The organism is Pseudomonas sp. LTGT-11-2Z, from assembly GCF_003691445.1.
GTDB lineage: Bacteria > Pseudomonadota > Gammaproteobacteria > Pseudomonadales > Pseudomonadaceae > Aquipseudomonas > Aquipseudomonas monteilii.
In genome coordinates this window covers 1,207,775-1,219,193 of record NZ_CP033104.1, presented here as the reverse complement: position 1 = coordinate 1,219,193, position 11,419 = coordinate 1,207,775, and the positions used below count along the sequence as shown (strand labels likewise).

General features: G+C 63.0%; 10 protein-coding genes and 1 other RNA gene. 2 read left to right on the top strand and 9 right to left on the bottom strand.

Translation table 11 applies throughout. The features are described 5' to 3' along the window. The 9 genes from mraY to rsmI form a co-directional block, all read right to left on the bottom strand. Positions 1-1,083: a phospho-N-acetylmuramoyl-pentapeptide-transferase gene (mraY, locus tag D8767_RS05555; protein WP_016713560.1), complete on the bottom strand. Its 1,083-nt coding sequence runs from the start codon at positions 1,081-1,083 to the stop codon at positions 1-3. Then, complete coding sequence (murF, locus tag D8767_RS05550; protein ID WP_016713559.1) at positions 1,083-2,450, bottom strand: UDP-N-acetylmuramoyl-tripeptide--D-alanyl-D-alanine ligase; 1,368 nt, start codon at positions 2,448-2,450, stop codon at positions 1,083-1,085. The genes mraY and murF overlap by 1 nt, the downstream gene beginning before the upstream one ends. After that, positions 2,443-3,933 carry a UDP-N-acetylmuramoyl-L-alanyl-D-glutamate--2,6-diaminopimelate ligase gene (locus tag D8767_RS05545; RefSeq protein WP_016713558.1) on the bottom strand — a complete coding sequence of 497 codons (1,491 nt, stop codon included), beginning with the start codon at positions 3,931-3,933 and terminating at the stop codon, positions 2,443-2,445. The genes murF and D8767_RS05545 overlap by 8 nt, the downstream gene beginning before the upstream one ends. Beyond that, the gene (locus tag D8767_RS05540) at positions 3,930-5,678 is read right to left on the bottom strand and encodes a penicillin-binding protein 2 (protein ID WP_161775512.1); all 1,749 of its coding nucleotides are present in this window, start codon (positions 5,676-5,678) and stop codon (positions 3,930-3,932) included. Before D8767_RS05540 ends, D8767_RS05545 begins: the two co-directional genes overlap by 4 nt. Beyond that, on the bottom strand, positions 5,678-5,971 hold the full coding sequence (ftsL, locus tag D8767_RS05535) for a cell division protein FtsL (RefSeq protein WP_016713556.1): 294 nt from the start codon (positions 5,969-5,971) through the stop codon (positions 5,678-5,680). The genes D8767_RS05540 and ftsL overlap by 1 nt, the downstream gene beginning before the upstream one ends. Next, positions 5,968-6,915: a 16S rRNA (cytosine(1402)-N(4))-methyltransferase RsmH gene (gene rsmH / locus D8767_RS05530; RefSeq protein ID WP_016713555.1), complete on the bottom strand. Its 948-nt coding sequence runs from the start codon at positions 6,913-6,915 to the stop codon at positions 5,968-5,970. The genes ftsL and rsmH overlap by 4 nt, the downstream gene beginning before the upstream one ends. Continuing rightward, positions 6,912-7,367: a division/cell wall cluster transcriptional repressor MraZ gene (gene mraZ, locus D8767_RS05525; protein WP_004575120.1), complete on the bottom strand. Its 456-nt coding sequence runs from the start codon at positions 7,365-7,367 to the stop codon at positions 6,912-6,914. Before mraZ ends, rsmH begins: the two co-directional genes overlap by 4 nt. Before the next feature lie 308 nt (positions 7,368-7,675). Continuing rightward, an RNA gene (gene rnpB / locus D8767_RS05520) (RNase P RNA component class A) lies at positions 7,676-8,051 on the bottom strand. A gap of 67 nt (positions 8,052-8,118) precedes the next feature. Then, complete coding sequence (gene rsmI / locus D8767_RS05515) at positions 8,119-8,994, bottom strand: 16S rRNA (cytidine(1402)-2'-O)-methyltransferase (protein ID WP_016713554.1); 876 nt, start codon at positions 8,992-8,994, stop codon at positions 8,119-8,121. Positions 8,995-9,180: 186 nt separating this feature from the next. Between rsmI and D8767_RS05510 the strand changes: the two genes are divergently transcribed. Beyond that, positions 9,181-10,998: a penicillin-binding protein activator gene (locus tag D8767_RS05510; protein ID WP_016713553.1), complete on the top strand. Its 1,818-nt coding sequence runs from the start codon at positions 9,181-9,183 to the stop codon at positions 10,996-10,998. Beyond that, positions 10,998-11,369 carry a YraN family protein gene (locus D8767_RS05505; RefSeq protein ID WP_019098045.1) on the top strand — a complete coding sequence of 124 codons (372 nt, stop codon included), beginning with the start codon at positions 10,998-11,000 and terminating at the stop codon, positions 11,367-11,369. The genes D8767_RS05510 and D8767_RS05505 overlap by 1 nt, the downstream gene beginning before the upstream one ends. The last annotated feature ends 50 nt before the right edge of the window (positions 11,370-11,419 follow it).

Sequence of the window (11,419 nt, the reverse complement as noted above, 5' to 3'; positions counted from 1 at the left end):
CTACCTCAGCTTCAGGGTTGCAAGGCCAATCAGCACCAGAATCACGGTGATGATCCAGAAGCGGACGATCACCCGTGGCTCTGGCCAGCCCTTGAGTTCAAAGTGGTGGTGGATCGGCGCCATGCGGAACACGCGCTTGCCGGTCAGCTTGAAGGAGGCGACCTGGATCACCACCGACAAGGTTTCCATGACGAAGATGCCGCCCATGATGAACAAGACGATTTCCTGGCGAACGATGACCGCGATAGTGCCCAGCGCCGCGCCCAGTGCCAGCGCACCGACGTCACCCATGAACACTTGCGCCGGGTAGGTGTTGAACCACAGGAAGCCCAGGCCCGCACCGATCAGCGCGCCGCAGAACACGATGAGTTCACCCGAGCCCGGCACGTAAGGGATCAGCAGGTATTCGGCGAACTTCACGTTACCCGACAGGTAGCAGAAGATGCCCAGGGCGCCGCCGACCATCACCGTCGGCATGATTGCCAGGCCGTCGAGGCCGTCGGTGAGGTTGACCGCGTTGCTGGAGCCGACGATGACGAAGTAGGTCAGCACCACGAAGCCGATGCCCAGCGGGATGGTGACGTCCTTGATGAACGGCAGGATCAACGTCGTCTCGACGCTGGTCGGCGCGGTCTTGTACAGGAACACGGCCGCAGCCAGACCGAACACCGACTGCCAGAAGTACTTCCAGCGGCTTGGCAGGCCACGCGAGTTCTTTTCGATCACCTTGCGGTAGTCGTCGACCCAACCGATGGCACCGAACGCCAGGGTCACGATCAGCACCACCCACACGTAGCGGTTGGACAGATCAGCCCACAGCAGCGTGCTGATGGCGATGGCCGACAGGATCAATGCGCCACCCATGGTCGGGGTGCCGGACTTGGACAGGTGCGATTGCGGGCCGTCGTTACGCACGGCCTGGCCGATCTGACGAATTTGCAGGGTACGGATCATCCACGGCCCCAGCCACAGCGCCAGGGACAACGCGGTCAGTACACCAAGAATCCCGCGCAGGGACAGGTACTGGAAGACCGCGAAGCCTTTGTGGAACTGTTGCAGATACTCGGCCAACAGCAGCAGCATTAATGTTTCTCCCCGCTGGCACCGCACAATGCCGCCACGACGTTTTCCATCGCAGCGCTGCGCGAGCCCTTGATCAAGATAGTGGTGTCGCTGGCACTTTCGGCGCTAACGGCGTCGATCAGCTCAGCTTGAGTAGCGAAATGACGACCATTGGCGCCGAACGCCTTGACCGCATATGTCATGTTGGAACCCACTGCGTATAGGGCATCGACCTTGCCACGCGCGTAGTCCCCCACCTGACGGTGGCCTTCTTCCGCCCATTGCCCCAGTTCGCCGATATCTCCAAGCACCAGGACGGTGCGCCCGGAAAAGCCGGCGAGTATATCAATGGCCGCGCACATGGAGGTGGGATTTGCGTTGTAACTGTCGTCAATTACCCGCACACCGTTCGGCGCGATCTGCGCGACGGTGCGGCCCTTGACCGGTTGTACCGCAGCCAGGCCGGCGGCGATGCCGCTAAGGCTCAGACCAACGGCATGGGCGGCAGCCGCAGCGGCCAAGGCATTGCTGACGTTGTGGGTACCCAGCAGGTTCAGCTGCACCGGCACGCTGCCATCAGGCCCATGCAGGGTGAACGACGGGCAGCCCCGGGCATCACGACCAATATGACTGGCATGGAAGTCTGCCTGCGGGTTATCCAGTGCAAAGGTGAAAATGCGGTGCTTGCCGGCACGCTTGCGCCAGATGTCGAACGCCTTGTCAGACAGGTTGAGGATGGCAGTACCGCCCTCGCCCAGGCCTTCGAGAATCTCGCCCTTGGCTTCAACGATCTTTTCCGGCCCGCCGAACTCGCCAACGTGGGCGGTACCGGCATTGTTGATGATGACCACCTGAGGCTTCGTCAGGCCGACGGTGTAGCGGATTTCACCAATGCGCGAGGCGCCCAGCTCGATCACCGCCGCGCTGTGCTCAGGGGCGATCTCCAGCAGGGTCAGCGGCGCGCCGAGGTCGTTGTTCAGGTTGCCACGGGTGGCGTGTACAAGGCCACGGGTACGCAGGATGCTGGCGAGCATCTCCTTGACGGTGGTCTTGCCGCTGGAACCGGTAATGGCAACAACAGGCTTGTCGAAAGCGGCACGGTTCAAGGCACCGAGTTGACCGAGCGCTACCCGGCAATCCTTGACCAGCAATTGCGGCAGATCGACACCGGCCACTTCACGCTCGACCAGGGCAGCGACCGCGCCTTTGGCCTTCACATCGGCCAGGTAGTCATGACCATCGAAACGCGGACCTGCCAAGGCGACGAACAGTTGCCCGGCGCTGACGCTGCGGCTGTCGATGCTGACACCGTTGAAGGTGGCGTCGCCACCGATTTGTTGACCACTCAGTGCTGTGGTCAGCTGGCTGAGTGACAGCGGCTTAAGCATGTGGAGCCTCCCAGGCTGCAAGTGCCTTCTCGGCTTCGGTCAGGTCGGAGAAGTCATGGCGCTGGCCATTGATCTCCTGATAATCCTCGTGCCCTTTGCCGGCCAGCACGATCACGTCGTTGGCAGCAGCGGTGGCAATCAGGTGCGCGATGGCTTCACCACGGCCTGCGACGAACTCGACCTCGGCAGGCTTGGCGAAACCGGGGCGGATGTCGTCGAAAATGCGCAGCGGGTCTTCGGTACGCGGGTTGTCATCGGTGACCAGTACGCGGTCGGCCAGGCGCTCGGCCACTTCGGCCATCAGCGGGCGCTTGCCGCGATCACGGTCGCCACCGCAGCCGAACAGGCACAGCAGCTTGCCGTGGGCGTGCGGGCGCAGGGCTTCGAGCACTTTCTCGAGGGCGTCCGGGGTGTGCGCGTAGTCGACCACCACCAGCGGCTTGTCGCCGCCACCCAGGCGCTGCATGCGGCCTACCGGCCCTTGCAGTTGCGGGGTGACCTTGAGGATTTCGTCCAGCGCATAGTCCAGCGCCAACAGGGTCGCCACGGCGGCGAGCATGTTGCTCAGGTTGAAGCGGCCCAGCAACTGGCTGCGCAGGGTACGTTCGCCCTGGGCGGTGACCAGGGTGGCGCGCACGCCATCGTCATTGAACACGGCTTCGCGGCAGAACAGCGAAGCCTCCGGGTTCTCCAGGCTGTAGCTGAGCAACCGGGTCTCGATATGGTCGAGACTCGGGCGACGGGCAAAATCGGCGGCCAGGCGACGGCCGAAATTGTCATCCAGGTTGACCACCTGGCAGCGCAGGCTCGGCCAGGCGAACAGTTTGGCCTTGGCGGCCTCATAGGCCTCCATGCTGCCGTGGTAGTCCAGGTGGTCGCGGGACAGGTTGGTCATGACCGCGATGTCGAATTCCAGCGCGGCGACCCGGCCCTGCTCCAGAGCATGGGAGGAAACCTCCATGGCCACGGCCTTTGCGCCACCTTTCTTGAGGTCGTTGAGGGTCGACTGTACGGCGATCGGGTCGGGCGTGGTCAGGCGGCCGCTCTGCAGCTCACCGTAGAACCCGGTCCCCAGGGTGCCAATCAGGCCACAGCGCTGGCCGAGCAGGTCGAGCGCCTGGGCCACCAGTTGGGTAACGCTGGTCTTTCCGTTGGTGCCGGTCACCCCCACCAGGTTCAACTGGCGGCTGGGCTCGCCATAGAAGCGCCCGGCAATATCCGACAACTGAGCGATCAGGCCTTTGACCGGAATCAGCGGCACATCGGTCAGCGGCAGCACGTTGGCGCCCTGCTCTTCGTAGGCCACGGCAGCGGCGCCACGGGCCAGGGCATCGGCAATATGCTCACGACCATCTACCTTGGCGCCCGGCACGGCCAGGAACAGGTCACCCGGGCGTACATTGCGGCTGTCCAGGGTCAGCTCACGAATCAGCGGGTCACGGCTGGCGTGGGCGAAAAGTTTGCTCAATGGCATTGTCATCATCCACGCCCTCCCTTGGCGGCTGCTGCGTTGACTTGCGATTGCACGGCGGGTGCCGCTGGCGCTGGTGGCGGCAGGTTATCCGGCGGCACGTTCATCAGGCGCAGGGTGCCGGACATGACCTTGCTGAATACCGGCGCAGAAACCAGGCCACCGAAGTAGCCGCCTTTACCCGGCTCGTCGATGACTACAACGATGGCGTAGCGCGGGTCGCTCATCGGACCGAAGCCGGCGAACAGCGAGCGGTAGGCGTTTTCGGTGTAGCCCTTGGAACCCACGGTGGCCTTACGCGCGGTACCGGACTTGCCGGCCACGTGATAGAACGGCACCTGGGCGCGGAACACGCCACGCGGCGCTTCGATCACCTGCTGCAGCATGCCCTGAACGGTTTCGGCGGTTTCCTTTGGAATGGCCTGCACAGCGTCCGGCGCCTTATCGACCTTGAGGATCGACAGCGGCACCATCTTGCCGTCGTTGGCCAGCGCCGCGTAGGCATGCACCAGTTGCAGGGCGGTCACCGACACGCCATAGCCATAGGACAAGGTTGCGGTCTCGGCCTTGCGCCACTCGCGGTGGTTAGGCAGGTTACCGACGCGCTCACCCGGGAAGCCAAGGCCGGTGTACTGACCCAGGCCGACCTGGGACATGACGCGGTAGATAGCCTCACCGCCAATATCGAAGGCGATCTTGCTCATGCCGACGTTACTGGAGTTGATCAGGATGCCGGTCAGGTCGAGGATCGGGCCTTCACTGCGCGACACGTCCTTGATGGTGTAGCGGCCGATCTGCAGGCTGCCCGGGTACACCTCGACCTTGTCGGTCGGTTTCCAGCGGCCGCTCTGCAGCGCCGCACTCATGGAGATCGGCTTGACCGTGGAGCCCGGCTCGAACACGTCGATGATCGCCCGGTTACGCATGGCGGCCGGGAACATGCTGCGGCGGTTGTTGGGGTTGTAGGTCGGCTGGTTGACCATGGCCAGGACCTCACCGGTCTTGACGTCCATGATCACCAGGCTGCCGGCCTTGGCGTCCTGTTCGGCAATGGCGTTGCGCAGTTCGCGGGTGGCCAGGTACTGCAGGCGCAGGTCTATCGACAACGCCAAGGTCTTACCGGCCTTGGCGTTCTTGGTTACCTGGATGTCTTTGATCAGCCTGCCGCGCCGGTCCTTGATCACCTGGCGCTTGCCGGGCACGCCGGCCAGCCACTCGTCGTAGGCCAACTCGACACCTTCGCGACCATGGTCGTCGAGGTCGGTGAAGCCGACCATGTGCGCAGTGACATCACCGGCCGGGTAGAAGCGACGGAATTCTTCCAGGCCGTACACACCGGGCACTTTCAGGTCGAGCACATGTTGGCCCTGCTCAGGGGTCAGGCCGCGGACCAGGTAGATGAATTCCTTGTTGGCTTGCTGGGTCAGGCGCTCGGTCAACTGCTGCGGGTTTTGCCCAAGCGCTGCGGCCAACTGCGGCCAGCGGTCTTTGGACGCCTGCATTTCCTTGGGGTTTGCCCACAGGGTGGTAACCGGGGTGCTCACGGCCAGCGGTTCACCGTTGCGGTCAGTAATCAGGCCACGGTGCGCCGGAATAGGGATATGACGCAGGCTACGCGCGTCGCCCTGCCCCTTGAGGAAGTCACGGTCAACGACCTGCAAATCGATGATGCGCCAGCAAATGGCACCGACCATGATGGCCAGCAGGCCGATCACCACGCGGAAGCGCCACGGGTAGAGTGCGCCTTCGAGTTTCATCATGGCGCCACCATCCGTACTTCGTCAGCCGAAGGTACGCGCATATTCAACTGCTCGGAAGCCAGGTTCTCGATACGGCTGGCAGCAGTCCAGGTGCTCTGTTCAAGAATCAGACGCCCCCACTCGGCCTGGGCCTTGTCACGCTCGTTCAGCTCACCGTACAAGGTGTTGAGCAACTGACGGTTCCAGTGCGCGCTGTAGGACACGGCGATAGCCGAAACCAGCACGGCAACGAACAGCAGAAGCATCAGGAAGCTTCCGCCTGGCAAGGGTTTGGCAAACAGCCTGCTCACCGCAGCTTCTCCGCCACGCGCATCACGGCGCTACGCGACCGTGGGTTGGCCTTGAGCTCGGCTTCGGAGGCGAACTGGGCCTTGCCGATAAGCTTGATTTTCGGCTCGAAGGCCTTGTGCTGTACCGGCAGGTTGCGCGGCAGGTTGTCGGCCTCGCCCTTGACCAGCTTGCGCATGAACAGCTTGACGATACGGTCTTCCAGCGAGTGGAAGCTGATCACCGCCAGGCGGCCACCGACTTCGAGGGCATCGAGCGCGGCCTCAAGACCGGCTTCCAGATCACCCAGTTCGTTGTTGACGTGAATGCGAAGGCCCTGGAAGGCACGGGTAGCCGGGTTCTTGCCTTTTTCCCAGGCAGGGTTGGCCACCTTGAGTACTTCCGCCAGGTCGGCGGTACGGGTGAAAGGCTCCTTTTCACGGCGCTCGACCACGGCACGCGCCATGCGGCCGGCGAAGCGCTCTTCACCGTACTCCTTGAAGACGCGGGCAATTTCTTCCATCGGCGCGGTGGCGATGAACTCGGCGGCGCTGATGCCCTGGGCCGGGTTCATGCGCATGTCCAGCGGGCCGTCATTGAGGAAGCTGAAACCACGCTCGGGGTCATCCAGTTGCGGCGACGACACACCAAGGTCCAGCAACACGCCGCTGACCTTGCCGTGCAGGCCGCGCTCGGCCACTTCCGCGCCCAGCTCGGCAAAGCTGCGCTGCACAATGACAAAGCGGCCGTCTTCGGCCGCCAGCGCTTGCCCTGTGGCAATCGCCTGTGGATCTTTATCGAAGCCCAGCAGCCGCCCTTGCGGCCCGAGCTTGCTGAGAATCAGCCGGCTGTGTCCGCCACGGCCAAAGGTGCCGTCCAGATAGCAACCGTCGGCGCGCAGGGCCAATGCCTCGACAGCTTCGTCGAGCAGGACGGTAATGTGGTTGAAGCCGCTATCTATGGTCACAGGATCAGGTCACGCAATTCGTCGGGCATGGCGCCCGGTTGTTGAATAGCTGCAAGGTCGGCTGCCGAAACCGCGTTCCAGGCATCTTCATCCCACAGCTGGAATTTGTTCAGCTGCCCCACCAGCATCGCCTTCTTGTCGAGCTTGGCGTACTCACGCAGGCGGGGCGGCACCAGGAAACGGCCACTGCCATCGAGCTCCAGGTCAACCGCATTACCGATCAGCAAACGCTGCAGGCGACGGTTTTCCTCACGCAACGACGGCAAGGCACGCAACTTGGCTTCTATCTGTTCCCACTCATCGAGGGGATAAACACACAAGCAGGGGTCCACGGCGTCGATGGTCACGATCAGTTGACCATTGCAACGCGAATCGAGCTCGTCACGGTACCGGCTCGGCATGGCGAGACGACCCTTGGCATCGAGGCTGACGGCGTTGGCTCCGCGGAACACGGCTGCGATTCCCCACAATGTTAGCTTTTTTGTGTCAGAAAACCCACTTCATCCCACTTTCTGCCACTTGCGCACACTATAGGAATCCGCCCGCAGCACCGTCAAGGCACGTTCATAAGGAAAAGCCTTACAGGACCGAGATTTAGCGCGTTAAGAGAAGGTGGAAGCACTACCAAGGAGAAAAAAAGACGAGAAAAATCAAACCCACGCAAGCGAATGGAGTTCGAAGTTAAAGTGATTTATCAAGAGTAAGATTTTTTCGGTATTACCAGAGAGGATCTGCTATCGAATGAAGCAGAGAAGGAAAGGTGGAGAGTCGATCTGTAAGCCGGGTTTTGTCGAGGACAGTCATTCCTCTACGACGGCCATCACTGGACGCCTCTAGCAACCTACCCGGTTCCGACGCGGGCCACGCCTGATGGAACCCTATTTGGTCTTGCTCCGAGTGGGGTTTACCTAGCCACGCACTGTTGCCAGCCGTGCGGTGCGCTCTTACCGCACCTTTTCACCCTTACCGGCACCGAAGTGCTTAGGCGGTTATTTTCTGTGGCACTTTCCGTAGGCTCACGCCTCCCAGGCGTTACCTGGCACTCTGCCCTATGGAGCCCGGACTTTCCTCCCCCTGCTGCTCACACAACAAAAAGTTGCGGAACAAAAACAGGCAGCGACTGTCCGATCGACTCTCCGCCGACAAGGTTACCGGCACGCGCGATCAAGAACAAGCAATACCGGCATTTATATCAATTTGCCACTATTCAGCTTTCTGTTTTTCAAGGGCAAGTTGATACAACAGGTTCTTGCGCACCCCGGTAATTTCAGCCGCAAGTGCAGCCGCCCGCTTTAGCGGCAACTCGGCCAACAACAGGTCGAGCACCCGCTGGGCCTCGGCACTGATGGCCTGCTCGCCCTCCGGCGCACTCCAGCCACCCACCAATACCACGCACTCACCGCGCTGCTGGTTGCTGTCGCCGGCCACGAAGGCACGCAACTCAGCCAGCGGCAGGCCCTTGAGGGTCTCGAACGTCTTGGTCAGTTCGCGCGCCAGCAATGCCGGGCGGTCACCACCAAAAACCGCCTCCATGTCTTCAAGGCACTCCAGGATTCGGTGCGGGGCTTCATAGAAGATCAGCGTGCGCGGCTCTTCCTTTACCTGCTCCAGGCGTGCCCGGCGCCCCGCCTGCTTGGCTGGTAGGAACCCCTCGAAGATGAAGCGATCCGACGGCAAGCCGGCCGCCGACAGCGCAGCGATCAAAGCACAGGCACCCGGCACCGGCACCACATTCACCCCAGCGGCCCGCGCCTGGCGCACCAAGTGGTAGCCGGGGTCGGAAATCAGCGGGGTGCCGGCATCAGAGACCAATGCCACGTTCTCGCCAGCCAGCAGCTTGGTGAGGAAACGCCCGCCTTCGTCGCGCTCGTTGTGCTCATGACAGGCCGCCAGTGGCGTGTCGATGCCAAAGTGCTGCAACAGCCGGACCGAATGGCGGGTGTCCTCGGCGGCGATCAGCGCCACGTCCGCCAGCACCTTCAACGCCCGGGCGCTCATGTCATCGAGGTTGCCGATAGGGGTTGCCACCACATACAGCGTCCCCACCGTGGATTTCGAAGCCCCTGCCACATCAGTCACTGCGCACACCTGTCATTCGGATCAAAGGCGCCATTGTAGCCCGAGCGCCTGCAACAGGGCGCAAAGAACTTCACCAGCGACCGGCGGCAAGCCACCTATAGTGAAGGATCGACACGGCGACATCGCGCCCCGGCCAGTGCTTGGGTACAATTGCCGGCCAACTTGATCGAGTAACAGGACCTTTACATGATCGCTTGCCTGCGGCTGCTCACAGCCCTCTGCCTCGCTGCCCTGCTGGCAGCCTGCGCCAGCTCGCCCTCATCCAGCCTGGGCGAACTGCCACGCACCCCGGATGCCAGCATCGAGCAACTGCTCGAAAAGGCCGCTTCCAGCAAGTCTGCGGAAGACGCCGCCCTGCTGCGCCTGAGCGCAGCCGACCTGGCCTACAAGCAGAAGGATTTCCCACGCGCCGCACGCATCCTCGAGCAAGTGCCGCTGGACACGCTCAAGCCGGCCCAGCAAGTGTTCGCCAGCACCCTCGCTGCCGAACTGGCCATGAGCCGCAACCAACCCAAGGCCGCCCTGACAGCACTGGCTCACCCTAGCCTGCAGCGCGTCACCGAGCTTCCGGCAGAGCAGCAAGCACGCACCTACAGCGTGCACGCCGCCGCCCTCGAAGCCGACGGCCAGGCCCTGGCTGCTGCGCAACAGCGTGTACTGCTGACCCCGCTGCTCAGCGGCCAGGCCGCCAGTGCCAACAACGATGCCATCTGGGCACTGGTCGCCTCGCTGCCGGCAGAGCAACTGCAGCAGCCAGCCAACGACCAGACGCTGAGCGGCTGGACCAGCCTGGCCTTCGCCGTGAAAAGCGCCGGCACCCTGGAGCAGCAGCAAGCGGCTATCGAAGCCTGGGTCAAACAGCACCCGGACCACCCGGCAGCCCTGCAACTGCCGCAGGCACTGACCAAGCTCAAGGAACTGGCCAGCCAGCCGCTGACCAAAATTGCCCTACTGCTGCCGCAGGAAGGCCCGCTGGCCGGTGTTGCCCGCGCGTTGCGCGACGGCTTCATGGCCGCCCACTTCCAGGCCCAGCAGGCCGGCCAGCCAGCGCCTGCAGTGCAGGTGTTCGACAGCTCGCGCATCGGCTCGCTCGATGATTTCTATCGCCAGGCCCAGGCCGCTGGCGTGCAACTGGTCATCGGCCCGCTGGAAAAACCGCTGGTGAAGCAACTGGCCGCCAAACCTCAGCTGCCCATTACCACTCTGGCCCTGAACTACGCTGACGCCGGTCAGAAGGCGCCGCCGCAGCTGTTCCAGTTCGGCCTGGCTGCCGAAGACGAGGCCCGCGAAGTTGCCCGCCGCGCACGCGCAGACGGCATGGTTCGCGCCGTGGCCCTGGTACCGAGTGGCGAATGGGGTGACCGCGTACTGGCCGCCTTCCGCCAGGACTGGGAAGGCAATGGCGGCACCCTGCTCGCCGCCGAGCGCATCGCCCAACCCGTCGCCCTGGCCCAGCAAATTGCCGACCTGTTCCAGCTGCGCCAGAGCGAGGGCCGCGCCAAGAGCCTGCAAAGCACGGTAGGCGGTAGCATCGCAGCACAACCGTCGCGCCGTCAGGACATCGACTTCATCTTCCTCGCCTCGACCCCACAGCAGGCACAGCAGATCAAGCCGACCCTGAACTTCCAGTACGCCGGTGACGTGCCTGTCTACGCTACCTCGAACCTGTACAGCGCCAGCGGCGACGTCAACCAGTACAATGACATGAACGGCATTCGCTTCTGCGAAACGCCATGGTTGCTCGACACCAGCAACAGCCTGCGCCAGCAAGTCGTGCAACAGTGGCCGCAAGCCGCTGGCAGCCTGGGCCGCCTGTATGCCATGGGCGTTGATGCCTACAGCCTGGCGCCGCGCCTGGGCCAGCTGAAAGCACTGCCGGACAACCGCGTCATGGGCCTTTCGGGCAGCCTGAGCATCAACGCCAACCAACGCGTCGAGCGCCAGCTGCCATGGGCCGAATTTGCCGGCGGCCAGATCAAGCGCCTGCCTGACACCCCGCGCTGATGGCCGCAGCATCACCAACCCGCGCCGGGCAAGCGGCAGAAAACCAGGCCCTTGAGTACCTTCAGGGGCAAGGTCTGCAACTGCTGGCGCGCAACTGGCGGTGCAAAGGCGGTGAGCTTGATCTGGTCATGCTTGACGCCGATACAGTAGTATTCGTCGAAGTCCGCTACCGGTTGCACGCGGGCTTCGGAGGCGCCCTCGACAGTATCGACGGGCGCAAGCAGAAACGGCTGGTGCTTGCCGCCACCCTGTTCCTGCAGAAGGAGCCCCATTGGGGCAACCACCCCTGCCGCTTCGACGTAGTCGCCCTGCAGGGCAGCCACCATGCAGGCAGACCGCTTCAATGGCTGAAAAACGCCTTCGAATGCTGAACCCACTTCGTTTTTTTTGCTCTATGTATCGCGGGCCGGTCGTTGTTGCG

Bases quoted from the DNA above. Each gene is read 5' to 3' on its own strand.
- mraY (WP_016713560.1), bottom strand. From the start codon at position 1,083: ATGCTGCTGCTGTTGGCCGAGTATCTGCAACAGTTCCACAAAGGCTTC.
- murF (WP_016713559.1), bottom strand. From the start codon at position 2,450: ATGCTTAAGCCGCTGTCACTCAGCCAGCTGACCACAGCACTGAGTGGT.
- D8767_RS05545 (WP_016713558.1), bottom strand. From the start codon at position 3,933: ATGATGACAATGCCATTGAGCAAACTTTTCGCCCACGCCAGCCGTGAC.
- D8767_RS05540 (WP_161775512.1), bottom strand. From the start codon at position 5,678: ATGAAACTCGAAGGCGCACTCTACCCGTGGCGCTTCCGCGTGGTGATC.
- D8767_RS05510 (WP_016713553.1), top strand. From the start codon at position 9,181: ATGATCGCTTGCCTGCGGCTGCTCACAGCCCTCTGCCTCGCTGCCCTG.
- D8767_RS05505 (WP_019098045.1), top strand. From the start codon at position 10,998: ATGGCCGCAGCATCACCAACCCGCGCCGGGCAAGCGGCAGAAAACCAG.